The organism is Rhodoligotrophos defluvii, from assembly GCF_005281615.1.
GTDB lineage: Bacteria > Pseudomonadota > Alphaproteobacteria > Rhizobiales > Im1 > Rhodoligotrophos > Rhodoligotrophos defluvii.
The window spans coordinates 214,816-240,821 of sequence record NZ_SZZM01000003.1; the positions used below are offsets into that span (position 1 = coordinate 214,816).

At 63.4% G+C, this 26,006-nt stretch carries 23 protein-coding genes, 2 tRNA genes and 3 pseudogenes; 16 read left to right on the forward strand and 12 right to left on the reverse strand.

The window, feature by feature from the left end:
• Positions 1–8: 8 nt before the first annotated feature.
• Positions 9–434, reverse strand: a complete 426-nt coding sequence (locus E4P09_RS15300; protein ID WP_072493527.1) for an Hsp20/alpha crystallin family protein — start codon at positions 432–434, stop codon at positions 9–11.
• Between the two features lie 202 nt (positions 435–636).
• Between E4P09_RS15300 and E4P09_RS15305 the strand changes: the two genes are divergently transcribed.
• The 10 genes and pseudogenes from E4P09_RS15305 to E4P09_RS15350 all read left to right on the forward strand — a co-directional run bounded on the left by E4P09_RS15305 (position 637) and on the right by E4P09_RS15350 (position 11,350).
• A complete protein-coding gene (locus E4P09_RS15305; protein WP_013651409.1) occupies positions 637–1,068 on the forward strand; it encodes a MarR family winged helix-turn-helix transcriptional regulator in 432 nt (143 codons plus the stop codon).
• A 14-nt stretch (positions 1,069–1,082) separates the two neighbouring features.
• Positions 1,083–2,915 (forward strand): ATP-dependent zinc metalloprotease FtsH, encoded by a 1,833-nt coding sequence (ftsH, locus tag E4P09_RS15310; RefSeq protein WP_137390485.1) that lies wholly within the window; start codon positions 1,083–1,085, stop codon positions 2,913–2,915.
• A 63-nt stretch (positions 2,916–2,978) separates the two neighbouring features.
• A complete protein-coding gene (locus E4P09_RS15315; RefSeq protein ID WP_137390486.1) occupies positions 2,979–5,885 on the forward strand; it encodes an ATP-dependent Clp protease ATP-binding subunit in 2,907 nt (968 codons plus the stop codon).
• Between the two features lie 78 nt (positions 5,886–5,963).
• Positions 5,964–7,103 (forward strand): RNA polymerase sigma factor, encoded by a 1,140-nt coding sequence (locus tag E4P09_RS15320; RefSeq protein ID WP_137390487.1) that lies wholly within the window; start codon positions 5,964–5,966, stop codon positions 7,101–7,103.
• Complete coding sequence (locus E4P09_RS15325; protein ID WP_239025223.1) at positions 7,100–7,675, forward strand: NADH dehydrogenase ubiquinone Fe-S protein 4; 576 nt, start codon at positions 7,100–7,102, stop codon at positions 7,673–7,675. Before E4P09_RS15320 ends, E4P09_RS15325 begins: the two co-directional genes overlap by 4 nt.
• Before the next feature lie 36 nt (positions 7,676–7,711).
• Complete coding sequence (locus E4P09_RS15330; RefSeq protein WP_137390488.1) at positions 7,712–8,464, forward strand: rhomboid family intramembrane serine protease; 753 nt, start codon at positions 7,712–7,714, stop codon at positions 8,462–8,464.
• A complete protein-coding gene (locus E4P09_RS15335; protein WP_028035865.1) occupies positions 8,455–9,297 on the forward strand; it encodes an SDH family Clp fold serine proteinase in 843 nt (280 codons plus the stop codon). The genes E4P09_RS15330 and E4P09_RS15335 overlap by 10 nt, the downstream gene beginning before the upstream one ends.
• Positions 9,298–9,349: 52 nt before the next feature.
• Positions 9,350–9,772, forward strand: a complete 423-nt coding sequence (trxC, locus tag E4P09_RS15340; protein ID WP_137390489.1) for a thioredoxin TrxC — start codon at positions 9,350–9,352, stop codon at positions 9,770–9,772.
• 48 nt (positions 9,773–9,820) lie between these two features.
• Entirely contained in the window at positions 9,821–10,618 is a 798-nt protein-coding gene (locus E4P09_RS15345; RefSeq protein WP_024845966.1) for a cation:proton antiporter domain-containing protein, read from the forward strand.
• A pseudogene (locus E4P09_RS15350) lies at positions 10,590–11,350 on the forward strand (IS5 family transposase). The gene E4P09_RS15345 and the pseudogene E4P09_RS15350 overlap by 29 nt, the downstream one beginning before the upstream one ends.
• Before the next feature lies 1 nt (position 11,351).
• Here E4P09_RS15350 and E4P09_RS15355 read toward each other — a convergent pair.
• The 3 genes from E4P09_RS15355 to E4P09_RS15365 all read right to left on the reverse strand — a co-directional run bounded on the left by E4P09_RS15355 (position 11,352) and on the right by E4P09_RS15365 (position 13,352).
• Positions 11,352–12,425: a helix-turn-helix domain-containing protein gene (locus E4P09_RS15355; protein ID WP_036748701.1), complete on the reverse strand. Its 1,074-nt coding sequence runs from the start codon at positions 12,423–12,425 to the stop codon at positions 11,352–11,354.
• Positions 12,422–13,012: a hypothetical protein gene (locus E4P09_RS15360; RefSeq protein ID WP_137390490.1), complete on the reverse strand. Its 591-nt coding sequence runs from the start codon at positions 13,010–13,012 to the stop codon at positions 12,422–12,424. The genes E4P09_RS15355 and E4P09_RS15360 overlap by 4 nt, the downstream gene beginning before the upstream one ends.
• A 145-nt stretch (positions 13,013–13,157) precedes the next feature.
• Positions 13,158–13,352 (reverse strand): hypothetical protein, encoded by a 195-nt coding sequence (locus tag E4P09_RS15365; RefSeq protein WP_239025224.1) that lies wholly within the window; start codon positions 13,350–13,352, stop codon positions 13,158–13,160.
• A gap of 13 nt (positions 13,353–13,365) precedes the next feature.
• Here E4P09_RS15365 and E4P09_RS26590 point away from each other — a divergent pair.
• Positions 13,366–14,478, forward strand: a pseudogene (locus tag E4P09_RS26590) (recombinase family protein); the annotation flags it as partial.
• Positions 14,479–14,760: 282 nt separating this feature from the next.
• Here E4P09_RS26590 and E4P09_RS26595 read toward each other — a convergent pair.
• Together E4P09_RS26595 and E4P09_RS15375 are read right to left on the reverse strand one after the other, a co-directional pair.
• A complete protein-coding gene (locus E4P09_RS26595) occupies positions 14,761–15,006 on the reverse strand; it encodes a hypothetical protein (protein ID WP_239025225.1) in 246 nt (81 codons plus the stop codon).
• A gap of 94 nt (positions 15,007–15,100) precedes the next feature.
• Positions 15,101–15,177, reverse strand: a tRNA-Met gene (locus E4P09_RS15375).
• 301 nt (positions 15,178–15,478) lie between these two features.
• Between E4P09_RS15375 and E4P09_RS15380 the strand changes: the two genes are divergently transcribed.
• The 3 genes from E4P09_RS15380 to E4P09_RS15390 all read left to right on the forward strand — a co-directional run bounded on the left by E4P09_RS15380 (position 15,479) and on the right by E4P09_RS15390 (position 19,010).
• Positions 15,479–16,066 (forward strand): amino acid synthesis family protein, encoded by a 588-nt coding sequence (locus E4P09_RS15380; protein ID WP_137390491.1) that lies wholly within the window; start codon positions 15,479–15,481, stop codon positions 16,064–16,066.
• Positions 16,059–17,834 carry an alpha/beta fold hydrolase gene (locus E4P09_RS15385; protein WP_137390492.1) on the forward strand — a complete coding sequence of 592 codons (1,776 nt, stop codon included), beginning with the start codon at positions 16,059–16,061 and terminating at the stop codon, positions 17,832–17,834. The genes E4P09_RS15380 and E4P09_RS15385 overlap by 8 nt, the downstream gene beginning before the upstream one ends.
• Positions 17,835–17,957: 123 nt before the next feature.
• Positions 17,958–19,010 (forward strand): LLM class flavin-dependent oxidoreductase, encoded by a 1,053-nt coding sequence (locus tag E4P09_RS15390; RefSeq protein ID WP_137390493.1) that lies wholly within the window; start codon positions 17,958–17,960, stop codon positions 19,008–19,010.
• On the opposite strand, the gene E4P09_RS15395 is transcribed toward E4P09_RS15390, so the two are convergent.
• Together E4P09_RS15395 and E4P09_RS15400 are read right to left on the reverse strand one after the other, a co-directional pair.
• Entirely contained in the window at positions 18,989–19,339 is a 351-nt protein-coding gene (locus tag E4P09_RS15395; protein WP_137390494.1) for an ArsC family reductase, read from the reverse strand. The genes E4P09_RS15390 and E4P09_RS15395 overlap by 22 nt on opposite strands.
• A 78-nt stretch (positions 19,340–19,417) precedes the next feature.
• The gene (locus E4P09_RS15400) at positions 19,418–20,326 is read right to left on the reverse strand and encodes a DUF72 domain-containing protein (RefSeq protein ID WP_137390495.1); all 909 of its coding nucleotides are present in this window, start codon (positions 20,324–20,326) and stop codon (positions 19,418–19,420) included.
• Positions 20,327–20,443: 117 nt separating this feature from the next.
• Here E4P09_RS15400 and E4P09_RS15405 point away from each other — a divergent pair, with 117 nt between their 5' ends.
• Entirely contained in the window at positions 20,444–21,172 is a 729-nt protein-coding gene (locus tag E4P09_RS15405; RefSeq protein ID WP_137390496.1) for a dienelactone hydrolase family protein, read from the forward strand.
• On the opposite strand, the gene E4P09_RS15410 is transcribed toward E4P09_RS15405, so the two are convergent.
• A complete protein-coding gene (locus tag E4P09_RS15410; RefSeq protein WP_137390497.1) occupies positions 21,100–21,480 on the reverse strand; it encodes a putative quinol monooxygenase in 381 nt (126 codons plus the stop codon). The two genes, E4P09_RS15405 and E4P09_RS15410, sit on opposite strands and share 73 nt — an antisense overlap.
• Positions 21,481–21,570: 90 nt before the next feature.
• On the opposite strand from E4P09_RS15410, the gene E4P09_RS15415 reads away from it, so the two are divergent.
• A complete protein-coding gene (locus tag E4P09_RS15415; RefSeq protein WP_137390813.1) occupies positions 21,571–22,419 on the forward strand; it encodes an MmyB family transcriptional regulator in 849 nt (282 codons plus the stop codon).
• On the opposite strand, the gene E4P09_RS15420 is transcribed toward E4P09_RS15415, so the two are convergent.
• The 3 genes and pseudogenes from E4P09_RS15420 to lon form a co-directional block, all read right to left on the reverse strand.
• Positions 22,376–22,451: transfer RNA gene (locus E4P09_RS15420), tRNA-Val, on the reverse strand. The two genes, E4P09_RS15415 and E4P09_RS15420, sit on opposite strands and share 44 nt — an antisense overlap.
• Before the next feature lie 177 nt (positions 22,452–22,628).
• A pseudogene (locus tag E4P09_RS15425) lies at positions 22,629–22,904 on the reverse strand (HU family DNA-binding protein); the annotation flags it as partial.
• 269 nt (positions 22,905–23,173) lie between these two features.
• On the reverse strand, positions 23,174–25,606 hold the full coding sequence (gene lon, locus E4P09_RS15430; RefSeq protein ID WP_137390499.1) for an endopeptidase La: 2,433 nt from the start codon (positions 25,604–25,606) through the stop codon (positions 23,174–23,176).
• Between the last annotated feature and the right edge of the window lie 400 nt (positions 25,607–26,006).

The following is a 26,006-nucleotide window of genomic DNA, read 5'->3' on the forward strand; positions in this document are numbered from 1 at the left end:
AGCTCCTCTCAGGCTGCCTTGATCTCGATTTTCTTCGGCTTTTCTTCCTCGGGCCGGGAGATGACGATCCGCAATACGCCGTTCGTCATCCTCGCCTCGACCTTGTCATCCGAGGCCGCGAACGGCAGGCGGATAGTGCGGGAAAACCTGCCGAAACTGCGTTCGTTGCGGTGCCAGCGCGCACCGTCGGGAACCTCGGGCGCCTTGCGTTCGCCCGAAAGCGTCAGGACGTTGTCCTTAACCGAAATCTCAATGTCGCCCGGTTCGATGCCGGGAAGTTCAGCGGCGATGGCAACGGCCTCAGGGCCTTGCCAGACATTCACCGCCGGGAACGCCGCGCGGGCCGGCGGCCAGAAACCGCGGTCGAGATCGCGCATCATGGAGCGCATCAGCGCAAAGGGATCGCTGCGGCGCAGATATGTCGGGTAGAGCATTACTGGCCTCCTGTTGCTGATCGATGCCCCCGAACCGTCGGCATGGAGGGACCGGGCAACGGTGCCGGCCGGATGTGGGTTCGGAGACCGCCCATCAAGATAGGCGGTTCCATTTATTATGCAAGCATATATGATGCGTGCATTGCACTTTGGATGGAGTGCGGTCTATCCTATGTCTCATGCAACCGGAGGAAGGATACCTATGATCTCTTCGGACATCGCGCTGATCGGGACGACGATCCACCGGGTCGCGCAGCTCATCCAGCAGCGGATCGACCAAGACATCCGCGACAGCGGGCTGACCCGCCTGTCCTGGATGGCGGCGGCGCATGTCGAGGATGCGCCCGGGCTGACCATCGGCGATCTGGCCGACCGACTTGAGGTCGGCCCGGCCACTGCGGGCCAGCTCGTCGATCGCATGGTCCGGGGCGGCTGGGTCGAGCGGTCGCCCTCGCTCGACGACAGGCGGTCGCAGATCGTCACCGCAACGTCGAAGGCCCGGGCGATGCTGGAGGAACTCGCGCCGCGGCAATCGGCGCTCGAACATGAAATCCTGCAGGATCTGTCGGCAGACGAAAGGCGCATCCTGCTGGCGCTGCTCGAGCGGATCAGGGCGCGGCTCGGGCGCCAGTGAAAGGGACAAGCGGCATGGAAAGGAAGACCGAATATAACATCTGGTACTGGGTGGTGGCTTTCATAGCCGTGCTTTTCATCCAGAACCTGATCGCCGGCTGGCAATCCGTCGCACCGATCAGCTACAGCCAGTTCGAGAGCTATCTCGAGGATGGCAGGGTCGCGTCCGTCGCGGTCGGCGCGGACACCATCACCGGCACCTTCACCGACCCCGTCGACGGCAAGAGCCAGTTCGTCACCACGGTCGTGGATCCCGCGATCCTGCAGCGGATCGACCGCTCCGGCGTCGAGATCACGGGCGTTCCTCAGAACACCTTTCTCGGCACGCTGATTTCCTGGGTGGCGCCAGCGCTTGTCTTCTTCGGAATCTGGATGCTGCTGTTCCGTAAGTTCGCCGACAAACAGGGTTTCGGCGGGTTCATGCAGGTCGGCCGCAGCAAGGCCAAGGTTTACATGGAAAAAGAAACCGGCGTCAGCTTCGCCGACGTGGCCGGTGTGGACGAGGCCAAGGCCGAGCTCGAGGAGGTCGTAGAGTTCCTCAGGAACCCCGCCGAATACGGAAAGCTGGGCGCACATATCCCCAAAGGCATATTGCTTGTCGGGCCGCCGGGCACCGGCAAGACGCTTCTAGCGCGCGCAGTGGCAGGCGAGGCCGGCGTGACCTTCTTTTCGATCTCGGGCTCCGAGTTCGTCGAGATGTTCGTGGGCGTCGGTGCCGCGCGGGTGCGCGACCTCTTCGAGCAGGCTCGGAAATCCGCGCCGGCGATCATCTTCATCGACGAACTCGACGCTCTCGGGCGGGCGCGCTCCTCCGGCCAGATCGCTGGCGGCCACGATGAGCGTGAGCAGACGCTGAACCAGCTTCTGACCGAGCTCGACGGCTTCGACCCTTCGGTGGGCATCGTGCTCCTGGCCGCCACCAACCGACCAGAGATCCTCGACCCCGCGCTGCTGCGTGCGGGACGCTTCGACCGGCAGGTGCTGGTGGATCGGCCGGATAAGAAGGGACGTGTGCAGATTCTCGGCGTTCACATGAAAAAGGTGAAGCTCGCCCCGGACGTCGATGCCGAGAAGGTCGCAGCGCTTACTCCCGGCTTTTCCGGGGCCGACCTCGCCAATCTCGTCAACGAGGCAGCATTGCTCGCCACGCGCCGCAAGGCTGATGCGGTGACGATGGACGACTTCAACAATGCCGTCGAGCGCATCATCGCAGGGTTGGAAAAGAAGAACCGCGTGCTCAATCCGCGCGAACGCGAGATCGTGGCGCACCACGAGATGGGGCACGCGCTGGTCGCGATGGCTCTGCCGGGGGTGGATCCGGTGCACAAGGTCTCGATCATACCGCGCGGCATCGGCGCGCTCGGCTACACCATCCAGCGGCCGACCGAGGACCGCTTCCTGATGACCCGCGAGGAGCTGGAGAACAAGATCGCCGTGCTGCTGGGCGGGCGCGCGGCCGAGAAGATCGTCTACGACCACCTCTCGACCGGGGCGGCCGACGATCTGGTCAAGGCCACCGATATCGCCCGCGCCATGGTCGCGCGGTACGGGATGGACGAAGACCTCGGGCATGTCAGCTACGACACCGATCGGCCCGGCTTTCTCGGCACCGGTGACCAGTCGTCGTGGCTGAACCGCCGCTACGGCGAGGCCACTGCCGAGCGGATGGACGCGAAGGTGCGCGACATCGTGGATGGCGTGTTCAAGCGCACCCTCTCGCTTCTCGAAGCCAACCGGGCGCTGCTCGAGCAATCGGCGCAGGATCTCCTGCAACGGGAGACACTGGACGAGCCCGATCTGGTGGCAATTGGGGCCAAGGTGAAAAGAACGGAAGCGGTCGCTGCGTAACACTGTCACTGGCGCAGATGATCGGCGGACAACCCTGACTGGATAAAGAAACGGAGAAGACGAATGGCAAACGGAGCTTGCGATATTTGCGGTCGCCCGGCGACGGCGCGCGTGCGCGCCTCGGTGAACGGCAGGGTTCAGAACATGGAGCTGTGCGATCAGCACTACAGCGAAATGGTGCGCCGGTCGGGCCGCAGCGCATCGCCGCTGGAGTCCCTGTTCGGACGACATTCCCTTTTTGACGAATTCTTCGGCGATAGCGGGTTCGGCAGCCTGTTCAGCGACAGCCCGCTGCGGGGTGGCGCACTGGGCGCCACGGGCGCGGGTGAGGACGACGTCGTGGATGCCACCTTCGGGGAGGAAGCGCCGCGCCGCGGATCGCGGCGCGGCGGCGGACGCACCATCGCCGATCGGCTGAGCGAACAGGGCAACAAACTATTGCAGGATGCCGCACAGAAGGCTGGAGAATTCGGGCGCAGCGAGGTCGATACCGAACATCTGCTTCTGGCACTGACCTCGTCCGACGTCGTCAAAACGATCCTGGAACAGTTCAAGGTCGATGTGGACGACCTGCGGCGCCAGGTTGAGAAGGAAGCGAAGCGTGGAGAGGCCAGGACGGAGGGCGAAATCGGCGTCAGTCCTCGCCTGAAGGACGCGCTGAACCGGGCCTTCATCGCCTCGAACGAACTCGGCCATTCCTATGTCGGTCCCGAGCACCTGCTGATCGGCCTTGCCGAGGAAGGTGAAGGCCTGGCCGCGTCGATCCTGCGCAAATACGGATTGACGCCGCAGGCGCTGCGCCAGCAGGTGACCAAGGTCGTGGGCAAGGGAGCCGAGGAAGGCCGCGTGGCGGCGCCTTCCAGCACGCCCGATCTCGACCAGTTCAGCCGTGACCTGACGAAGCTCGCCCGCGAGGGCAAGCTCGATCCCGTCATCGGCCGCGCCCGCGAGATCGAGACGACGATCGAAGTGCTGGCCCGCCGGAAAAAGAACAACCCGGTGCTGATCGGCGAGCCCGGCGTGGGCAAGACCGCCATCGTCGAGGGACTTGCACAACGGATCGTCGCGGGCGAAGTGCCCGAGGCGCTGCGCGACAAGCGGCTGGTCGAGCTCAACATCAACTCGATGGTGGCCGGGTCGAAGTATCGCGGCGAGTTCGAGGAGCGAGTCCAGAAGATCCTCAAGGAGATCACCGAGGAGAAGGACAGCCTGGTCCTGTTCATCGACGAGATCCACACCATCGTCGGCGCTGGCCAGGGCGGTGGCGAAGGTGGTCTCGACATCGCCAACACCTTCAAGCCGGCGCTGGCGCGGGGCGAGCTGAACCTGATCGGCGCAACGACGCTCAACGAGTACCAGAAATACATCGAGAAGGACGCAGCGCTCGAGCGACGGTTCCAGCCGGTTTATGTCGAGGAACCCACGATAGCTCAGGTCATCATGATCCTGCGCGGCCTGCGCGACACGCTGGAGGCGCACCACAAGGTGACGATCACCGACGAGGCCATCGTCGCGGCGGCCGAGCTTTCTGATCGCTACATCACTGGCCGTTTCATGCCCGACAAGGCGATCGACCTGATCGATCAGGCAGCCGCACGGGTGAAGATCAGCGCCACGGCGCGCCCCGTGGAAGTCCAGGAACTGGAGGCCGAAGCCGCGCAGATCAGGCGCGAGCAGGACTATGCCGCAGCCCGCAAGCAATTCGACCGGGCAGCAGAACTGAAGAAGGAGCTGGAGCAGAAGCAGAAGGAGCTGGACGAGCTTCTGGAAATCTGGAAGCGCGACCAGGCTTCGGCGACCGCCGAGGTGCGCGCCGATCACGTCGCGCAGATCGTCTCCAAGATCACCGGCGTTCCGGTCACCGAGCTGACCACCGAGGAGAAGGACAAGCTCCTCAAGCTCGAGGAGAAGCTGCACGAGCGCGTCATCGGCCAGGAAGAAGCGATCCGCGCCGTGGCTGATGCGGTGCGCCTGGCGCGTGCGGGTCTGCGCGAAGGTTCCGGTCCGACTGCGACCTTCCTGTTTCTCGGGCCAACCGGGGTTGGCAAGACGGAACTGGCCAAGACGCTCGCCGAGGTGATCTTCGGCGACCAGGATGCGATGATCCGTATCGACATGTCGGAGTATGGCGAGCGCCACTCGGTTGCCCGGTTGGTTGGCGCACCTCCGGGCTACGTCGGATACGACGAAGGCGGGCAGCTGACGGAGAAGGTGCGCCGTCGGCCCTACTCGGTCGTGCTCCTCGACGAGATCGAAAAGGCGCATCCCGATGTCTACAACATCCTGCTTCAGGTGTTCGACGATGGCCGCCTGACAGATGGCAAGGGTCGCGTGGTGGACTTCACTAACACCATCATCATCGCCACCTCGAACCTCGGTTCGGACATCATCCAGCGTAACCTCAAGAGACGCGGCACCAAGGAGTTCGACGAGGCAAAGCAGAAGTCCGAACTGATGGAGGTGTTGCGCGGTCATTTCCGGCCAGAGTTCATCAACCGGATCGACGAGATCATCGTCTTCCATTCGCTGAATCAGTCGGAGATCCGCCAGATCGTCGAGTTGCAGCTCAACCGGGTGAAGCGGACCGCCCTTACCCAGGGCGTCGAACTCGAACTCGATGTGAGCGTCGTGGATCACTTCGGCGCGGTCGGCTTCCGTCCCGAATTCGGTGCCCGCGAGCTGCGCCGGCTGATCCGGTCGGAGCTGGAGACCGAGTTGGCTCGCGAACTGCTCTCGGGGCGGATCGAGGATGGCGACAAGGTCCGCGTCGCCTGGTCAGCGGACGAACAGAAGGTCGTGTTCGAAAAGATCGCAAAGGACACCGGTGACGACAGCCCGGACGATCAGGCCAAGGCCGGGATCGACGAGTCCGGCAAAGTTGCCCAAGAAAAGGCGCACGCTCCGACGCCCGACGTCCCGGCCGAGGCCAAGGATGAGGTGCAGTCCAAGGACGACAAATCCGCCGGGTGACTTTGCGAAGGACTGGCCCGGCGCGATGACGGTCGCGCCGGCCCATTTCGTCGGAGGGTTGCAGGAAGGATCCGCGGCATGGAAGTCATCAGAGCATTTCGCAATCTTGACCGGCACGGCCAACAGCGCGCGCCTGAGGTCATCGAGGAAGAGGTGCGGCAACTTGAACCGCATCTTATACGCTTCCGCGAGAATCTCGTCCGGCTCGAAGTCGTCGCCTCGCAGACGAGGGGCAAGACGCGCATCAAAGGCGGCCTGCGCCTGCAACTGCCATCGGGCGTGATCGCGGCGCAGGAAGAGGGGTTCGAGATCGAGCCGGTCCTGCGCAAGGCCTTTGCCGACCTGCGCCACCAGGTCGATCGGCATGTGGCGCGCCTCAAGCACGAGCCGGAGTACAAGCGTCCCGCCCGCCGGCGCCGGATCGGCGCCCCGCTGCCGCCCGCGCGGGATGCGGCGGAGGCGGAGCGGCGCCAACTCTTCTTCGACCTGATCGAGGATCATCTCGATACGGTCTACGACACCGTCAGGCGCGAGTTGACCTATCTCGAATGCAGCGGATCTGTGCCGGAGGGTTACCTCAGCGTTCGCGATCTTGTCGATGCGACGATCCTCAAGGGACTGGAAAGGTTCGAGCAGCGGCCCACCGAGTTTTCCATAGGCGACTGGCTGCTGAAACTGGCTTTCGAGACCATCGAGGCCGAGGCGCGCGCCGCGCGCCGCGCGGTGCCGGAGGACGCCGCCTCGATCGACGCGAAACCCGAGACTCCGGCCGAGGAACCCACCGAGTCGGACGAGGAGATGTTCGAGTTCTACCAGCCCGACGACGTGCTGCTGCTCGAGGAGCTCATCGCCGACGACGGCGGGGACGACCCCGAAACGGCGGTCGCGAAACGGCAGGACGGGCTGGCCCTTCACCGGGCGATCGCCGGTCTGCCGGCGCTATGGCGCAGGGTTCTGTTTCTTGTCGACCTGAACGACACCCCGCTTGAAACGGCCTCCTCGGTTCTCGGCATTCCCGAAGACGACGTGACCCGGATCGCCCAAGCGGCGCGCGATTATCTTCGCGATAAACTGCGCGACTCAGGTCAGTCTTCCGATACCGTTCATGCGCTGTTTGACAGTGCTCATCAGAGAGGGTCGCGAATTCCCCAGCCCCTGCGGGATCGCGCCCGGCTGGAACACGCTTTTCTGGGAGACAACCGAGGGGTAGCACCATGATGCGCGGTCACAATCGTCCACCCTTTCCGCCGAAGATACCCGGGACCGATATGAGGTCGTGGGACGTTCCGACGGCGATCATCTACCGGCCGGCTCGTTCCGCGATGACATCGGCGCCGCGGCCCAACGACTGGATACTGGAATTTGAACCGTCGCGCCCGCCCCAAATCGAGCCGCTGATGGGATATACCTCCAGCGACGATCCCTATCGTCCGCTCCGGCTGAAATTCCCTGACCGCGAAAGCGCGGTCGAATTCGCGGAGCGGCAGGACTGGCGCTATTTCGTGCGTGAGGACACAGCTCACCGGCATGCGCCTGCCCGCTGGCGGGGAGAGGAGCGGCATCGCCTCTACAAGGGAGCCGACGCCCCGGACGCCTTTCGCATACCGTCCCGCCTGGATCGGGGTCGCACGGATCACCGCCTCCGGCGCGCGGTCGAGGAGAAAGGCACGGTGGACCTGTCGTCGCAAGAACAGGCCGAATTCGATCCGGTGCTCGAAGCCTCGCTCGAATCCTTCCCGGCCTCCGATCCCCCAGCCTGGACGGGCGTGACGATCGCCGGGAAAAAATAATGAACGGAATGGCCAGCGCGAGGGAGGATTTGCCGCTTGTTTCCCTACCATGACAGCGTCGCGCGCCGTTACCCGCCCGTCATCGTATGGGCGGTCATCGGCATGAACGTCCTCGCGTTCCTCTATCAGATCAGCCTGCCGCCGCGCGTGCTGGACCGGTTCCTGTTCGAGTTCGCGCTGGTGCCCTCGCGCTTCTTCGGGGAACTAAGCCTCGTCGCCCCGTCCGACTGGACCCCGTTCCTGACCAACATCTTCCTGCACGGGGGCTGGCTGCACCTCATCTTGAACATGTGGACGCTCTGGATCTTCGGCCCCGCCGTCGAAGATCGGCTCGGACCGAGTAGATTCACGCTGTTCTATCTGTTCTGTGGTGTGGCGGCCGGACTGGCTCACGCGCTGGCGAACCCCCACTCAGTCGTTCCCGCGCTTGGCGCATCGGGGGCCATCGCGGGCGTGATCGGTTGCTACGCACGCATGTTTCCGGCGGCTCGGCTGGTGGTGATCGTGCCGATTCTGTTCATTCCCCTCTTCTTCGAAGTGCGCGCGGTCATTTTCGCGATGATCTGGTTCTTCATGCAGGTCGTTCCCGGTTTCCTATCGCTCGGCAGCGATCCGGCCACGGGCGGGGTTGCCTGGTGGGCGCATATCGGCGGGTTTCTCGCCGGTTGGCTTGTAACGCCACTCCTGCGAAGGCGCGCCGACGTCTATCGCCACTATTATCGCGACGAGGGCATCTATGGCTTTCTGCCGGATGGCCGACGGGAAGGAGGACAAGGTCCATGGACATAATGCAGCTTTTCTGGCTGTTCTTCATCATTTCGGCGCTGCAGCCGGTTCTGCAGCGCAGATATCTTGAGGCGATGCGCGCACGCAAGATCGCCAGTATCGAGAAGAAGCGTGCCAGTCGCGTCATCCTGCTGATCCATAGGCAGGAGACGATGAACCTGCTGGGATTCCCCCTGATGCGCTACATCGACGTCAATGACTCGGAGGAAGTCCTGCGCGCGATCCAGATGACCGACGATGAAGTGCCACTCGACATCGTGCTGCATACACCGGGCGGCCTTGTGCTGGCGGCAACCCAGATCGCTCGGGCCATTCAGGGCCACAAGGGCAAGGTCACCGTGTTCGTGCCGCATTACGCGATGTCGGGCGGCACGTTGATCGCGCTTGCCGCCGACGAGATCGTGATGTGCGAGCATTCCGTGCTGGGACCCGTCGATCCGCAACTTGGCCAGTTGCCTGCTGCCTCGCTCCTCAAGGTCGTCGCCGAGAAGCCCATCGCCGAGATCGACGACCAGACCCTGATCATGGCCGATGTCGGTCGCAAGGCCATTGCGCAGATCGAGGCATTCGCGAAACGTCTGCTGTCCGACAAGATGGACGAGAACCGCGCGGCGGCGCTGGCGGCGAAGCTGGCGACGGGCACCTGGACCCACGACTATCCCATCTCTGCCGATGAGGCCCGCGACATGGGCCTGCCCGTTGGAACGGACATGCCCAAGGAAATACTGGAGCTGATGACGCTCTATCCGCAGCCGGTTCGGCGCCAGGGCGGTGGCGTGGAATACCTGCCCGAGCCGCGGCAGCGAGAGGCGCGCCGCGCCATATCCACGCGCTGAACGCTTGCATCATTCGGCCGCCGAGCCCGGCTCGTCAACGAAAGGATACAGGATGCCCACGGTCGCTTGCCTGCAGTGCAATTCCACCAACAGGGTGCCGCAAGAGCGCCTGAGCGACAACCCCAATTGCGGACGCTGCGGCGCGCCTCTCTTTCAAGGCATGCCCGTCACGCTCACCGCGGGTAATTTTGACCGCCATGCGAATGCCGAACTGCCAATGCTGGTCGATTTCTGGGCCGAGTGGTGCGGGCCATGCAAGATGATGGCGCCCCAGTTCGAGGCGGCGGCGCGCTCGCTCGAACCCCATGTCCGCCTGGGCAAGCTCGACACCGAGGCCGAACAGCAGATTGCCGGCCGCTACGGGATCCGCGGCATTCCCACCATGATCCTGTTCAGGAGCGGCAAGGAAATCGCGAGGACGAGCGGTGCAATGCCTGCCGCGCAGATAGCGCAGTGGGCGCGCTCGCATGTCTAGAGGTTACAGGTAGCGGCCTTCCCTGCGCCATGCCATCAGGAGAAGAACATGCATGGCGTGACCGGATTTGTCGAGAGTGCGGCCTTGTTGGTCTTTGCCGCGTTCGTGCTCGTGACGATATGTTCACGGATTGGCGTGCCCAGCATTGTCGGTTACATTCTTGCCGGTATAGTCATTGGACCCGCCGGCCTCGGCCTGATTGCCGAAAACGCTGCCCTTAGCAGCATTGGCGAGATCGGAGTGGTGCTGCTGCTGTTCGCGCTTGGCCTGGAATTCTCGTTCGAGAAGCTCGTAAGGCTCAGGATGCATGTCTTCGGTCTTGGAGCCGTGCAGGTTGCAGTCACGACGATAACGGTGTCGTTGATAGCGAGTCTGATCTTCGATCTCGCGCCCGTCCCCGCAATCCTCATCGGCGGGGCCGTTGCCATGTCATCCACGGCCATGTGCCTCAAGGTGCTCGCAAGCGCGAACGCTCTGGGATCGGCCCAAGGACGCCTGGCCATTGCGGTGCTTCTGTTTCAAGACTTGGCAGCTGTCGCATTCCTGCTTCTGCACGATTCGATGAGTGGAGCCGCCGAAGGGTATGGCGTGATAACGGTCGTCGCCAGTGCAACGGCATTGGTTGCAGCTCTGTTCATTGCCCGTGGCCCGTTGCAGTTGCTGGCCCGTTGGGTAGCGTCGCGTGGCGATCCGGAACTTGCCCAGCTTCTCGCGCTCACCATTGCGCTAGGGCGTGTTGACAAAAGGGATTCACCGGGCGCGGTGATCGTGATTCAAGCTGGTATCTGCAATGGAGACCAGCGTGGCACGAAACCTGATGTCGAACGACGAGTGGGCGTTCTTTGAACGCTTCATCCTGGCTGTCCGTTCTCCGAACGGCCGCAAGCCCACGAACCATCGGCTTGTTCTGGATGGGATTTTCTGGATCGCCCGAACGGGGTCGCCCTGGCGCGACCTGCCGGAAGAGTTCGGCAAATGGTCGTCTGTCTATCGGCAGTTCCGGCGCTGGACGTTGGCGGGGCTGTGGGAACAGATCCTGGAGGCGCTGAACGAGAGCCGGATCGTGCCGGATGCGCTGCAGATGATCGACAGCACCGTGGTTCGCGCTCATCATCAGGCAGCGGGCGCAAAAGGGGGACTCCGCGCCAAGGTTTCGGCCGCTCGCGAGGTGGCTTCACGACCAAGATCCATCTGCGGGTCAATGCGGCAGGCCTGCCCATGAGAACCGAGATCACGGCCGGGCAGACATCGGACTACCTCGGCTTCGATCTGGTCATGGCTGACAACCTGCCCGAGCCAAGCGTTCTGCTCGCAGACCGCGGCTACGACTCCGACAACATCCGCAAGACCATGGAGGTGCGCGACGTGGTGCCGGTCATCCCCATGCGCAAAACCCGGAAGCTACGGGTCGCCGTTGACCGCAGGCTCTACCGCCTGCGCAATCTCGTTGAGCGGTGCTTCAACAAGCTCAAGAATGCCCGTCGCGTCGCCACCCGCTACGACAAGACCGCCGAAAGCTTCCTGGGCTTCATCGACATCACGTCGATCCGCCTCTGGCTCCGCCATTTGTCAACATGACCTATTTCACAAGGCGAAGGTGTGGAGAGCTTGATGGTAGCGGATGCAATGCCCGCACATCTTCTTCACTCGAACGAAGCGCCTCGGCGAGGTCGGATAAACCATATCCAAGATCTTCGAGATGTAGTCGCACGATCTCCGGCAATACCGTCGGCATCTCAACCCTGAGGTCGAGTTCAGGCGGCTCGGCGCGGCGATAACCCATCGCGCTCATCTGCCGCCACAGGTACTGGCTCTGGTTCTCGGTAATGGCTCCAATTGCATTTGCCCGGTAGAGCAGTGCTGCCATGGACACGCGCCAAACCGGTTTCAGCGCAGCGAGTTGCTGTATCGAGAGACGTCGACCAGAGAGGTGGGGGCGAATATCGCGCGCGGGCATAAGCAGCGCTGACGCAAAATCGTTGGCCTCGTTCTCCATTTGCGGAGATGGGACCTGATGCATCACAACATGGCCGAGTTCGTGTGCCAAACTGAACCGCTGGCGATCCGCAGGCATATTCCGGTTCAGGAAAATGCATGGCGGCATGTCTGGTATCTGAACGGTAAAACCATCAACCTTGAGGGCGGCAAAGTCACAATGGACGACGATGCATCCTGCTCGCTCCACCCACGCCACCAGATCGCGGATCGGTCCAGATGGTACGAGCCACGTTCGCCTTATTAGATCGGCAATTCGTTCCGGGTCGCCGCCGTATTCGTCAACATCGAGGCGGGGAAGCGAAAGCTCAGGTTCAAGTTCGGCAGCATCGAGTAGCCGGCGAATGTGCAAAATCCTGATGTTCAGTTCGGCTTCAAGACGCTCGATTGCTTTCTGTCCGACGCTCGCGCGTTTCCTGTATTGGACGCTCATCGGCAAACCGATAACCCTGTCGTTCTGAAAGAAGAAATCTATAGGGAAGCGCAGAGCTGCACTGACGTTGGTCAGCACATCATCAGTCGGACCGATCAGTCCGTTCTCGAGCTTTGATAGATTGGCCTGAGAAACCCCCGAGCGCTTGGACAGTTCGGTTTGACTCCATCCTCGCGCCTGCCGCGCTATTCGCAGCAGATCCTGATTGAATTCGGCTGACATCATTCTTGCCGCTTCTTGCGGTCGTCCGAAGCGCCCTTGAGTTTAACGATCTTCGCGGCGGGCCGCTCGGGTTGCGGCTCGGACATCGGCAACGGCACCACCGCTTCGCTCGCATCCAGCAGGCTGTATTCCCAGGCGACCGAATCACCATTGCGAGCAACGACGCATACGTCTTCGACCTGCGTTTCGAGCCTGTTCAGCTTGTAGACGACCTCGACACGCTGCACTTCCGGCAGACCGAAGAGGTCCTGTTCATGATCATGGAAAGCGAGCGCAAGCTGCGTAGCAACATTCGAGGTGCGGCCCGTCGCGTCGGCTTTCTTGAACCGAAACAGGACCTCGTTCCGAACGAGGAACTTCATCGTCTCATTGCCATCGATCACGTGGACAGCATCGTGGCCCATCAACGTGGTTTGAGCCCGGTCGATTATCTGTTCCCAGACGAAGTTGGCGCGACTGCGTTTGCATCGCCATATGCCAACGAAGCCGCTTGCCAGCCAATCGTCCCATGCGTGAAGGACGGCTGAGACGATGTGGTCGCGGATTTCGTCCAGTATAGGACGCACTGTGGTTTGGCTGGGAATTGACAAGCTCGAGCCTCGCTATTTTCGTTTAGAATACCGAGGGGATTTTACGAAATCAAGATCAAATTATTCACGTGACCATTCAGGAGGGGGCGACCAGGCAGTTCGGCCTAACTCGGAAACTGATGAGACAGGGCAAACGGAGGCACAATCATCTACCGCCCTCACCGAGCGAGGCCGCGATGTCGCTGATCGAGCGAAGCAGGACCAGGGGATCATCCCTGGACGGCTCAAAGCCGCGCCGCCTCCAGAACTCGGCCGCCTCCCCGTCGACGGCGTTGACCATCAAGGCCCGCCCGCCGATCAGGTATGCGGCCTGAACGCAGCGCTGGAGAGCATGCTTCACAAGGCCGGTCCCGATGCCCAGCCCCGCCCATCCGGTGTNTCACGGCAAAGGAGGAAGCGCTCCTCCTGATGCGGATGGGAGCCAAGTTTTGAAAGTCGCGATCTACGCCCGCTATTCTTCCGACAATCAACGCGACGCTTCCATCGCCGACCAGTTCCGCATGTGCCGCCTCCATGCAGAGAAGCAGGGTTGGCATATCGTCGAGGAGTATTCCGACCACGCGATCTCCGGCGCGTCGCTGATCCGCCCGGGCATCCAGGCGCTCATGGCCGACGCTATGGGTGGCCGCTTTGACCTGATCCTCGCCGAGGCGATGGACCGCCTCTCGCGCGACCAGGAAGACATCGCGGGCATCTTCAAGCGCATGTCCTATGCGGACGTGAAGATGTTCACCCTGTCGGAAGGCGAGGTGACGCACCTGCATGTCGGGCTCAAGGGCACGATGAATGCGCTGTTCCTGAAGGATCTGGCCGACAAGACCCGCCGCGGGCAGCGCGGCCGGGTCGAGGCAGGCAAATCGGGCGGCGGAAACGCCTATGGCTACGATGTGGTCAAAAAGCTCGATGCGAACGGCGAACCGATCCGCGGCGATCGCACCATCAACGAATTCCAGGCCGAAGTCGTGCGCCGCATCTTCCGCGACTATGCCGCCGGCAAATCGGCCAAGACCATCGCCTTCGCCCTGAACAAGGAAGGCATTCCCGCTCCGTCAGGCGGCGACTGGGGGTTCAGCACGATCAACGGCAATCCGAAGCGCGGCAACGGCATCCTCAACAACGAGATGTATGTCGGCAAGATCGTCTGGAACCGCCAGCGCTTCGTCAAGGATCCGGAGACCGGCAAGCGGCAGGCCCGCCCCAACCCGGAAGAGGAATGGGTCATCCAGGAAACGCCGGAGCTGCGCATCCTCGATGACGATCTCTGGAACGCCGTGAAGGCGCGGCAGGAAAAGAACAAGATCGCCCGGAAGGAAAACGGCGAGGCCGATCTCTCCCGGATCAATACCCGCCGCCGCCCCAAATACCTCTTCTCGGGACTGACCAAATGTACCTGCTGTGGTGGCGGCTATTCCGCGATCTCGGCGACGCTGATCGGATGTGCGACGGCGCGCAACAAGGGGACCTGCGACAACCGGGTCAACATCCGCCGCGACGAGCTGGAATCGCGTGTGCTGAACGCACTGCGTACCAAACTCGTCGATCCGGAGCTCTTCGCCCATTTCTGCGATGTCTTCACGCAGGAGATGAACCGGCTGCGCATGGAGGGCCGCGCCGAGATCGCGTCGGCCGAGGCGAAGATTGCGAGGATCGATCGGGAACTCGAGACCCTACTCAATCTGATTCTGAAGGGTGGCGCCGCTGACGCGCTCAACGCGAAGATGGTGACGCTGGAGAAGCGTAAGAAGGAACTAGAACTGTTCCTGGCCGAAGCCGACGAGCCGCCACCGCTGCTGCACCCAAGCATGGCACTGCAATACCGCAAGCGGGTCCAACAGCTTTACGACGCCCTGCAGGACGACGACGAGGGGAAGCGGATCGAGGCCGCAGACACGCTGCGCTCGCTCGTGGATCAGATCGTGCTGACGCCGGTCGACGGCAAGGTGGAGATCGACGTTCAGGGCGATCTCGCTGGAATCCTTACGATTTCCACGCAAAGGAAAAACCCCGCAGCGGGCGCTACGGGGTCGCAAGTAAAGATGGTTGCGGGGGCAGGATCTAATCTTCACTTGCTGCCCGAGCAAGTAAAGATGGTTGCGGGGACAGGATTTGAACCTGTGACCTTCAGGTTATGAGCCTGACGAGCTACCTGGCTGCTCCACCCCGCGTCACAACGCATCGTGCGCCTTACATAAGCTCTTTTGCAGTTTTGTAAACCCCTTGCCGGCGCGTGAAACGGATTGTTCACAAGCTCGTCTCGTCCGCCTATATCGGCACCGCATCGAGGCGCATTCGCGCGGGGTTCACCCCTGTCATTTTCCAGGCCATCTGCGTCGGGATCCATCGTGGGCTAGATCAGCACCGGCTCATCCGTTTGACACCGATCACCTCAATATTGTATTATGGTATACCAAATCACCGGTCGTTGCGGCCGGCTTTTGACAGCCCCTCGATGGGAGCCAGCGCAGAATGCAGCCATCCATCCGCAAGACGGTGACCTATATCGAAAACACGCTCATTGAGGGTGGCCAGGCGGCGCCGCGCCCGCTCCGGCTGATCGGCGTTGCGGCGGTGATCGCCAACCCGTGGGTCGGGCGAGGGTTCGTTGCGGACCTCAAGCCGGAGATCAGGGCCTTCGCGCCTGTGCTGGGCGAGCGGCTCACCGCCGAGATCGTAGCCGCTGCCGGTTCGGGCGATGCCATCGAGGGGTATGGCAAGGCAGCCCTCTGCGGCACGGCCGGCGAGGTTGAGCATGCTTCCGCGCTGATCCACACCCTGCATTTCGGCAACCACTATCGCCGGGCGGTGGGCGCCAAGACCTATCTCGCCTTCACCAATCTGCGCGGTGGGCCGAACGCCCCGATCGTCATTCCGCTGATGGACAAGCATGACGAAGGCCGTCGTTCCCACTATCTAACCATTCAGTTCCAGATCAATGATGCACCGGCGCCGGACGAGTTGGTCATCGCCCTGGGCGCTTCGATCGGCGGCCGTCCGCATCATCGCATCGGCGATCGCTACCAGGATCTCAAGGAACTCGGTGACCTGCATGGATGATCGGCTTACGGCTCAAGTCGAGGCGGCGGATGGCAAGCCCGTGACCATCGGCTATATCCGGGCCGGCCAGGGAAAGCCTGTCGTGCTCATCCACGGGGTGGGCATGCATGCGGGCGTCTGGCAGCCGCAGGTCGAGCGCCTGGCCGAGCGGTTCGATGTGATCGCGGTGGACATGCTGGGCCATGGCGTCTCGTCGCTGCCGCCGGAGAAGGCGACCCTTGCCAATTATGCCATGCCCGTGCTGGGCCTCCTCGACCGTCTCGGCATAGAGAGCGCCTTCGTTGTCGGCCATTCCATGGGCGCGCTGGTGGCTCAGGAGATCGCGCTCACGGCGCCGGAACGGGTGAAGCGGCTGGTTTCTCTGAATGCGGTGTTTCGTCGGCCACCCGAGATGGCCGCGGCGGTGCGCGCGCGGGCTGCGGGCGGCGCTCCGGCGGATGACCCTGCCGCGCTCGCCGTAACCCTTGCCCGCTGGTTCGGCGATCCCGTCCCCCTGCCCCATGCGGAAGCCGCGATCATTACCCGGCGCGCACTGACGGCGGTCGACCGCGAAGGCTACCTGCGCACCTATCGCCTGTTCGCCGAGGCCGACACGGCCCATGCGGAACGGCTGTCCGAACTTGCCATGCCGGCCCTGTTCATGACCGGCGAGCGGGATCCGAATTCCCTGCCCGCCATGTCCGCCACCATGGCGCGCCTGGCGCCGAAAGGCCGGTGCGTGGTCATTCCCGGCGAGAAGCACATGATGGCCTTGACCGCGCCCGACCGGGTGACCGAGGAGATCATCGCCTTCCTCGAGGAGAGGCAATCGTCCGCGCCCCTGCTCATGACGACAGCGAGCGAGCCGCCGGACCCGATGGATTACCGGCGGGCGCTGGGGGCGTTCCTCACCGGCGTGACCATCGTGACCACCATCGACGAGACCGGCGCACCGAGGGGCTTCACGGCGAATTCCTTCACCTCGGTGTCGCTTGAGCCGCCGCTGGTGCTCGTCTGCATCGGCAAGCAGGCGAGCAGCTATTCCACCTTCACCACCGGCAAGAGCTTTGCCGTGAATGTGCTGGGTGAACACCAGAAGTCCATCTCCAGCATCTTTGCCTCGAAAGCGGCGGACAAGTTCGCCCATGTCCGCTGGCGCCCCGGCTTCACGGGAAGCCCGCTGATCGATGCGGCGGTTGCCACGTTCGACTGTGATCTCGAACAGCAGGTCGAGGCGGGCGACCACATGATCCTGATCGGGCGGGTGCGCGCCTTCGCCCATGCCTTGGGCCAGCCGCTCGGCTATTGCAGGGGCGCTTACGTATCGCTCGGCCTCAGCCAGGAGGCCCTTGCCGACACGTCCGCCGACATGACGGTGGGCGCCATTCTCGAGGATGACGGCCGCGTGCTGTTCTTCGAAACGGAAGACGGACGATACGTGCTGCCGGCCGGGCGCGGCATCGGCAGCCTTGCCGATCGCGACAGCCTCTTGGGGCGGCTGGCCGCCCGCGGCATCGAAGCCGAGCTGGGCTTCCTGTTCGCCGTGTGGGATGAGGCTGGGCCCAAGCCCCATGCCCATGTCTACTATCGCGGCACCCTGCGCGGGGCACCCAAGCAGGGCCGCCTCGTGGCGCTCGACGATATCGCCGAGCTGCCGATCGCCAGCCGGCCAGTCAAGGCCATGCTTGCCCGCTATGTGCGCGAACGGGAACAGGATACATTCGGCATCTATGCCGGCAATGCGGTTGCCGGCGAAGTACGGCGGGTGGTGGAGCCTGCTTCACCTTAGAACGGGATGACTTGTCTTCAAGCCGCCATCTCGCTCTAACTTGCTTGAGCATGATCTTTTCCGAAAACCGGTGTCCACTTTCCGGGATCATGCTCAGAGGCCGTCAGCGATGGAGCGCGCCCCATGCAGTTCTCGCTTTTCGTCCACATGGAGCGTTCAGATGCCACGCAATCCCACGCCGCGCTGTTTCGCGAGCTGGTCGAGCTGGTGGAGATGGCCGAGGCGGCCGGTTTTGTTGCCGCCTGGGTGGGCGAGCACCACGGTATGGAATTCACCATCTCGCCCAACCCTTTCATCACCCTTGCCTATCTCGGCGCACGCACCTCGCGCATCCGCCTCGGCACCGGCACCGTGATCGCGCCGTTCTGGCATCCGGTGAAGCTCGCAGGCGAGGCGGCCATGGCCGACGTGGCCACGGGCGGGAGGCTCGATCTCGGCATTGCCCGGGGTGCCTATTCCTTCGAATACGAGCGGCTGTTCCCCGGGCTGGACGCGGCCGCGGCCGGCCAAAGGATGCGCGCCATGATCCCTGCCCTGCGCGGGTTGTGGCAAGGCGATTTCGAGATGGCGGGGCCCTACTGGAGCTTCCCCAAGACGACCTCCTCGCCCAAGCCGCTGCAGCACCCGCACCCGCCCATTTGGGTGGCGGCGCGCGATCCGAGCTCGCACGATTTCGCCGTGGCCCATGGCTGCAATGTGCAGGTGACGCCGTTGGCTTCGGGTGACGAGGAGGTGCGCAGCCTCATGCAGCGGTTCAATGCCGCCTGCGAGGCTCATGCGGACCTGCCGCGGCCCAAGATCATGCTGCTGATGCACACGTTTGTCAGCGACACGGCCGCCGAAACCGATCGGCTGGTTGAGGACCTGTCGCTGTTCTATGCCCAGTTCGGGGCGTGGTTTCAGAACAAGAAGCCGGTGCATCAGGGCTTCCTGGAGCCGCTGAGCGAGGCCGACCGAGCGGCGATGCCGCAATATCAGCCAGAGGCGATCCGCAAGGCGCTGGTCATCGGCCAGCCGGATGAGGTGATCGCCCGGCTCAAGGCCTACGAAGCGCTCGGCTATGACCAATACTCGATCTGGATCGACAGCGGCATCGGGTATGAACGCAAGAAAAAGTCGCTGCGCCTGTTCATCGACGAGGTCATGCCGGCTTTTCAGGCCAGCGCCTCGGCATAGAGCTCCGGCTTGAATCCCACCAGGATGCGGCCGCCGCCGAGATCGAGCACCGGCCGTTTGATCACCGAGGGTTGCGCCTGCATCAGCGCGATCGCCTTGCCGCGGTCGAGGTCGGCCTTATCCGCTTCCGGCAGCTTACGGAACGTGGTCCCGGCGCGGTTGACCAGGGTCTCCCAGCCTGCTTCGTCGCTCCAGCGCTTGAGCCGGGCTGCGTCTATGCCGGACTTCTTATAGTCGTGGAAGGTGTAGCTTACGCCATGGCCGTCAAGCCAGGCGAAGGCCTTCTTCATGGTCTCGCAGTTCTTGATGCCGTAGATGGTGATCGCCAAGGCCGGGCTCCCGCATGCTCTGGTGTGCTGAGATGGGCTGGAGCATAGGACCTGGAGGCCGCCTCGGCCAGATCCCCGTCAGGCACTTTCCACCAGATCACGCGCCGAGGCGACCCTGCCGACCCGTTCGGCGAGGCCCGCGGCATCGAAGGGTGCCCTCACCTTGGCATCATTGTCGAAATAGACGAACACGTCCCTGCCCGCTCGCCGCGGCTTGGTCGGCGGTAGCACCCGGATCGCATCGGACGGCTCGTGTCCCTGCGCCCATGCCTCCACCCGCGCGGCCCAGCGGTCGAGCGCTTCGTCCTCATAGCCACTGGTATAGAGCACTTCGGAGCCGTGCAGCCGGCAATAGACGAAATCGGCGGTCAGGTCCATGAGCAGCGGCCATTCCACCGTATCGGCGCAGACCAGGGCCACATCGTGCCGCCGCAAGAGAGCGATGAACTCCGGGCTGCGGAAGCTCTCGTGCCGGATCTCAACCGCATGGCGCATGGGACGCTTGGCGTCTATCGCCAGCCAATTGCGGCCCTCGACCCTGGGATCGTGATGGCGTGCGAGCTCCAGCGCCTGCCCGGTGTCCTTTGGCAGCAGCGCCAGGAAGGCGTCCCATATGTCACGGTTGAAACGCATGCGCGGTGGGAACTGCCACAGGATGGGTCCGAGCTTCGCCCTAAGCCGCAGCAGGCCCGACGCCAAGAAATTGGCAAGCGGCACCTCCACATCGCGCAGCTTCTTCATATGCGTGATGAAGCGAGGGCCCTTCACGGCGAACACAAAGCCGTCCGGCGTCTGGTCGTGCCATTCGGCGAAGTTCTCCGGCCGCTGCATGCGGTAGAAGGTACCGTTGATCTCAATCGAGCGAAAGCGCTCCGCCGCGTAAGCCAGCTCGCGTCTCGCCGGCAGGCCGCGGGGATAGAACACGCCGCGCCAGCCGGCGTAGGTCCAGCCGGAAATGCCGATGCGGATTGTGCCGGACCTTGCCATGCGCAATCGCTCCCGTAAGCTTACAGGGATAACGGGCAGCGCCCGACCGGTGTTCCCGGCGCCGGGCCGTTCACGGGTGGGCAGCCTGCCGCACCAGCTAAGCAAGGCGGGGGAAGGATGACACTGCGCAACGAGACGCTGACCTACGAGGCCGACGGACTGAGCATGGCCAGCCAGTTCTACTGGGATGACGGCTTGGCCGGCCGGCGCCCGGGCATATTGGTGTTTCCGGAGGCCTTCGGGCTCGGCGAGCATGCTATGTCGCGGGCGCAGCGGCTGGCGGAGCTTGGTTATGCCACGCTCGCCTGCGATCTGCATGGGCAAGGCCAGGCACTCGACGACCTGGAACAGGCGCGAGCCGCCATTGCGCCGCTGCGGCCCGACCCGCACCGCACCCGGGCGCGGGCCCGTGCCGCTCTGCAAGCGCTGACCGCTCGCGCGGAGGTGAACCCGACCCGGATCGCGGCGATCGGCTATTGCTTCGGCGGAACCATGGCGCTGGAGCTCGCCCGCTCCGGCGCGCCCATTGCAGCGGCAGTCGGCTTCCATTCCGGGCTCGCGACTGTGGCGCCGCAAGATGCGAGGAACATCACGGGCAAAGTGCTGGTGTGCATCGGGGCAGACGACCCGGGCATTCCGCCGGAGCAGCGCGCCGCCTTCGAGCAGGAGATGCGGGAAGGCGGCGTCGACTGGCGGCTGCACCTCTATGGCGGGGTGGTGCACAGCTTCACCAACCCCGCCGCCGACCGGCTCGGCCGGCCGGATTTCGCCCGCTATGACGCCGGCGCCGATGCCCGCTCCTGGTCGGAAATGCTGGCCGTGTTCAACGAGGTGTTTCCGGGCTGACCGGACTTGAGATCGGCGCGGAGCGGTTGCCAAATGGAAATATCGCGTGGGCTGTCCAGCAGTTCGGGCAGCGCATCATGCCAAGGCTTGCGATAGGGGCGATTGAGCTGCACGGTCATGACGTCCTCATGGCTTTGCCAGGCCTCGTACAGCATGAAGCGGTTGGGTGTTCCCGGATCCTCGTGCAGCACCGCTTCGATAAAGGTGTCCTCGTGGCGCATGGCATCGAGGACACCGTTCAGCAGCGATAAGAATCGCTCGCGCTGCTCCGGCTTGACATCGGCAGTGATGAGATAAACCACAGGCATGTGTTCACTCCTCGTTTGGGGCACACCCACTCTGCGGGAAGTGACCGCGCCGAGCGACTACCTGAGAGGTAGTTTTGGAAAGGCCGCACCATGAGCAACACGTTCGGAGAGCATCTGCGCAGCTGGCGCCGGCGCCGCCGTTTGACCCAGATGGAGCTTGCGTTCCGGGTCGAGGTTTCGCCCCGGCATCTCGGCTTCGTCGAGCTGGGCCGCGCCTCGCCAAGCCGCGCCTTGGTGCTGCGGTTGGCAGAGGAGCTGGACGTGCCGCTGCGCGAGCGCAATGTCTGGCTGATCGCTTGCGGCCTTGCGCCGATTTTCCCGGATCGGCCGCTTGCGGATCCCACGCTTGCGGCCGTCAGATCCGCCATTGACCTGACGCTTGCTGCCCATAGGCCGTTCCCGGCCTTCGCCCTCGACCGCCACTGGAATGTGGTCGCATCGAACGGCGCCGTGCCCGAGCTATACGACAGCGTCGACGACAGCCTGCTCGCTCCGCCGGTGAACGTCTTGCGGCTTTGTCTGCATCCGCGCGGCCTGGCGCCGCGCATCCGCAATCTGGCGGAATGGACGCACCACCTGTTGCGGCGGCTCGACCGCGAATTCGAGCTGACCGCGGATCCTGCATTGAGCGCGCTCCAAGAGGAGGCGAAGCAGTATCGGCGTCAAATGTCCCGACCACCGTCGGCCGGGCAAGCGCCACAAATCGCCATCCCATTGCGCATCGCCACCTCGCTGGGCGACCTCGCCTTTTTCAGTACGGTGAGCGTATTCGGCACGGCCGTTGACGTGACCCTGTCGGAAATCGCGCTGGAGCTGTTCTATCCCGCAGACGAGGCGACGCGGCAGGCGGTCATGCGCGCGTCCTGTAACGAGGCGGGAGCCCGTGCCGAGGAGTTGGTGGGCGGTGAGAGACTCGAACTCCCGACATCCTCGGTGTAAACGAGGCGCTCTACCAACTGAGCTAACCGCCCGGACGGCCGTATCCGGTCGCCGTATGGCGACCGGCAACATCTACGCATTGGAGTGAGTAAACGCAACCTCGCAGGCCACCCCTCCTGCGACGGGCTCTGCCCCTCCCGCCCGGCCGCCGAATCCCGGCCGACGGTCTCGACCGACGAGTGCTCGCGCAAACCGCGCGAGCGTCCCGCTCAGTTCACGGCGTCCTTGAATGCCTTGCCGGCCTTGAACTTCGGCGCCTTGGAGGCTGGGATCTTGATCGTCTCGCCGGTGCGCGGGTTGCGCCCTTCCGCGGCAGCGCGGCTGGCCACGGAGAATGTGCCGAAGCCGACAAGCCGGACTTCATCGCCCTTGCCGAGCGCCGAGATGATGGCCTTCAGGGTCGCCTCGACGGCTTCGCTCGCATCATTCTTCGACAGATTGGCGTCTTTCGCCACCTGGGCAATCAGTTCGTTCTTGTTCACTGATAGATCCTCTCTTGCTGTGAAGTAACAGCCGGGCGACGCTCAAACGTCCGGCGGCGGCTGGAAGGTCATGCGAAAATCGGCGGAAAGCAAGGGTTTTCTGCGCCTTTGCCGGCCGGAGGCTTAAAAATCAGCGACTTACAGGGGGAAAAAGCAAGCGGGGCCGGCGAAAAAGCCGCCGGCCCCGCAGAATTCTGCCAAAAACTCGAATCAGACGATACGATCGGATGCCGGGAGGGGGCGGCGACATGGCCGCCCTCCCGTCACCCAATTCAGTGCGCGCGAACGCCCACCTGCTTGCCCGTGCCCGCGTTGGCAGCACGCGCCGCCTCCTCGAGGGCCGCGGCCTCCTCGTCCCACTCGATCGGCTCGGGCATGCGCACCAAGGTGTGCTTCAGCACATCCTCGATCCGGCTGACCGGCACGATCTCGAGCCCGCTCTTCACGTTCTCGGGGATCTCGGCGAGGTCCTTGGCGTTGTCCTCGGGGATCAGCACCTTCTTGATGCCGCCGCGCAGCGCCGCCAGGAGCTTCTCCTTGAGACCGCCGATCGGCAGCACACGACCGCGCAGGGTGATCTCGCCGGTCATGGCCACATCACGGCGCACCGGAATGCCGGTGATCACCGACACGATCGCCGTCACCATGGCGGTGCCCGCCGAAGGCCCATCCTTGGGTGTCGCCCCCTCCGGAACGTGCACGTGGATGTCACGCTTCTCGAACAGCGGCGGCTTGACGCCGAACTCGATCGCCCGCGAGCGCACATAGGAGCTCGCCGCGGAAATCGATTCCTTCATCACGTCGCGCAGGTTGCCGGTGACGGTCATCTTGCCCTCGCCCGGCATCATCACCGCCTCGATGGTCAGCAGCTCGCCGCCCACCTCGGTCCAGGCAAGACCCGTCACCACACCGACCTGGTCCTCGAGTTCCGCCTCACCGAACCGGTACTTCGGCACACCGAGATAGTCCTCGACCGTCTTGGCGGTCACCTTGATCTTCCGCTTCTTCGAGGTCAGGAGCTCCTTCACCGCCTTACGGGCGATAGTCGAGATCTCGCGCTCCAAGTTGCGGACGCCAGCCTCGCGCGTGTAGCGGCGAATGACCGTGGTCAGCGCGTCGTTGCTGATGTCGAGCTCCTTGTCGCCAAGCCCGTGGCTCTTGAAGATCTTGGGGATCAGGTGCCGGCGCGCGATCTCCAGCTTCTCGTCTTCCGTGTAGCCGGCGATGCGGATGACCTCCATGCGGTCCATCAGCGGCCCCGGAATGTTGAGCGTGTTGGCGGTCGTCACGAACATCACGTCGGACAGATCGTACTCGATCTCCAGGTAGTGATCCATGAACGCCTTGTTCTGCTCTGGATCGAGCACCTCAAGCAGTGCCGAAGACGGATCGCCCCGGAAATCCATGCCCATCTTGTCCACCTCGTCGAGGAGGAACAGCGGGTTGGACTTCTTGGCCTTGCGCATTGACTGGATGACCTTGCCGGGCATCGAGCCGATATAGGTGCGCCGGTGCCCACGGATCTCGGCCTCATCGCGCACGCCGCCCAAAGACAGGCGCACGAATTCGCGGCCCGTGGCCTTGGCGATGGACTGGCCGAGCGAGGTCTTGCCAACGCCGGGCGGACCGACGAGGCACAGAATGGGCCCCTTCAGCTTGTTCGTGCGCTGCTGCACGGCCAGATACTCGACGATACGGTCCTTGACCTTGTCGAGGCCGTAGTGATCGTTATCGAGCACCTTCTGGGCATAGCCGAGATCCTTCTTGATACGGCTCCGATTCTGCCAGGGAATGCCGAGCAGCCAGTCGAGATAATTGCGCACCACGGTCGCCTCGGCGGACATGGGGCTCATCTGCCGCAGCTTCTTGAGCTCGGACTCGGCCTTCTCGCGCGCTTCCTTCGACAGCTTGGTCTTCTTGATGCGCTCCTCGATCTCGCCGAGCTCATCGCGCTCGTCCCCATCGCCGAGTTCCTTCTGAATGGCCTTCATCTGCTCATTCAGGTAGTACTCGCGCTGGGTCTTCTCCATCTGCCGCTTGACACGGCTACGGATGCGCTTCTCGACCTGCAGGACGGAGATCTCGCCCTCCATCAAGCCATACACCCGCTCCAGGCGCTCGCTCACCGATGCGACCTCGAGCAGCTGCTGCTTCTCGGAAATCTTGACGGCGAGATGGGCGGCCACCGTATCGGCCAGCTTCGAATAATCATCCAGCTGGCTGACGGTCGAGATGACCTCCGGCGGCACCTTCTTGTTCAGCTTCACATAGGCTTCGAATTCCGAGACGACGGAACGGGCGAGCGCCTCGGTCTCCCGCGGGTCTCCCTCCTGCTCGGCAATCGGCTCCGCCACCGCCTCGAGAAAATCCTCGCGCGGGGTATAGCTGATGATGCGCGCGCGCTCGGCGCCCTCCACCAGCACCTTCACCGTGCCGTCGGGCAGCTTCAGCAGCTGCAGCACCGAGGCGATGGTGCCGATCTCGTAGATGGCATCGGGGGCCGGTGCGTCGTCGGTTGCGTTCTTCTGGGCAACCAGAAGGATGCGCTTGTCTTCGCGCATCACCTCTTCCAGGGCGCGGATCGATTTCTCCCGACCAACGAACAGCGGAACGATCATGTGCGGGAACACGACGATGTCGCGCAGCGGAAGAACAGCAAACCGCTCCTGCGCGCCGTGGGAAGTTGTGATGTCGTTTTCACTCATGGGACATAGGCCCTTCCTTGCTGGAGAGTGCCGTACCTGTGCCGAACCCGAACTGGCATTTGGCACCGGCCTCCGCGACAACAGAACACACCAGATAACTTGCTGCGCTGTCTTCTGTTCGCCCACTTGGATCCGCACGGGATCCGAAGCATGACGTCATCATCATAGGCACGATTCGCGGGGTGAGCAGCTCTTTGTGGTCAACGATTAAGTGGCGAGCAGGGGTACCCCCGTCAAGGTCTTGACAAGACTTATGACCACCCTGGCCGCGACGGCCTTTGAGGCTCGTTTTTGGCCGCTTTTCGTGGGGGCCGGGTTTGACGCTCACTGATGATCGCGAGCAACGCCCGAGAAAAAATTAGGCAATGGTTAACGCTGATGGGGCGCCGCGACAGCCGGT

Coding starts and splice junctions, on each gene's coding strand:
- E4P09_RS15300 (WP_072493527.1), bottom strand. CDS start 434: ATGCTCTACCCGACATATCTGCGCCGCAGCGATCCCTTTGCGCTGATG.
- E4P09_RS15305 (WP_013651409.1), top strand. CDS start 637: ATGATCTCTTCGGACATCGCGCTGATCGGGACGACGATCCACCGGGTC.
- ftsH (WP_137390485.1), top strand. CDS start 1,083: ATGGAAAGGAAGACCGAATATAACATCTGGTACTGGGTGGTGGCTTTC.
- E4P09_RS15315 (WP_137390486.1), top strand. CDS start 2,979: ATGGCAAACGGAGCTTGCGATATTTGCGGTCGCCCGGCGACGGCGCGC.
- E4P09_RS15320 (WP_137390487.1), top strand. CDS start 5,964: ATGGAAGTCATCAGAGCATTTCGCAATCTTGACCGGCACGGCCAACAG.
- E4P09_RS15325 (WP_239025223.1), top strand. CDS start 7,100: ATGATGCGCGGTCACAATCGTCCACCCTTTCCGCCGAAGATACCCGGG.
- E4P09_RS15335 (WP_028035865.1), top strand. CDS start 8,455: ATGGACATAATGCAGCTTTTCTGGCTGTTCTTCATCATTTCGGCGCTG.
- trxC (WP_137390489.1), top strand. CDS start 9,350: ATGCCCACGGTCGCTTGCCTGCAGTGCAATTCCACCAACAGGGTGCCG.
- E4P09_RS15345 (WP_024845966.1), top strand. CDS start 9,821: ATGCATGGCGTGACCGGATTTGTCGAGAGTGCGGCCTTGTTGGTCTTT.
- E4P09_RS15355 (WP_036748701.1), bottom strand. CDS start 12,425: ATGATGTCAGCCGAATTCAATCAGGATCTGCTGCGAATAGCGCGGCAG.
- E4P09_RS15380 (WP_137390491.1), top strand. CDS start 15,479: ATGCAGCCATCCATCCGCAAGACGGTGACCTATATCGAAAACACGCTC.
- E4P09_RS15385 (WP_137390492.1), top strand. CDS start 16,059: ATGGATGATCGGCTTACGGCTCAAGTCGAGGCGGCGGATGGCAAGCCC.
- E4P09_RS15390 (WP_137390493.1), top strand. CDS start 17,958: ATGCAGTTCTCGCTTTTCGTCCACATGGAGCGTTCAGATGCCACGCAA.
- E4P09_RS15400 (WP_137390495.1), bottom strand. CDS start 20,326: ATGGCAAGGTCCGGCACAATCCGCATCGGCATTTCCGGCTGGACCTAC.
- E4P09_RS15405 (WP_137390496.1), top strand. CDS start 20,444: ATGACACTGCGCAACGAGACGCTGACCTACGAGGCCGACGGACTGAGC.
- E4P09_RS15410 (WP_137390497.1), bottom strand. CDS start 21,480: ATGCCTGTGGTTTATCTCATCACTGCCGATGTCAAGCCGGAGCAGCGC.
- E4P09_RS15415 (WP_137390813.1), top strand. CDS start 21,571: ATGAGCAACACGTTCGGAGAGCATCTGCGCAGCTGGCGCCGGCGCCGC.
- lon (WP_137390499.1), bottom strand. CDS start 25,606: ATGAGTGAAAACGACATCACAACTTCCCACGGCGCGCAGGAGCGGTTT.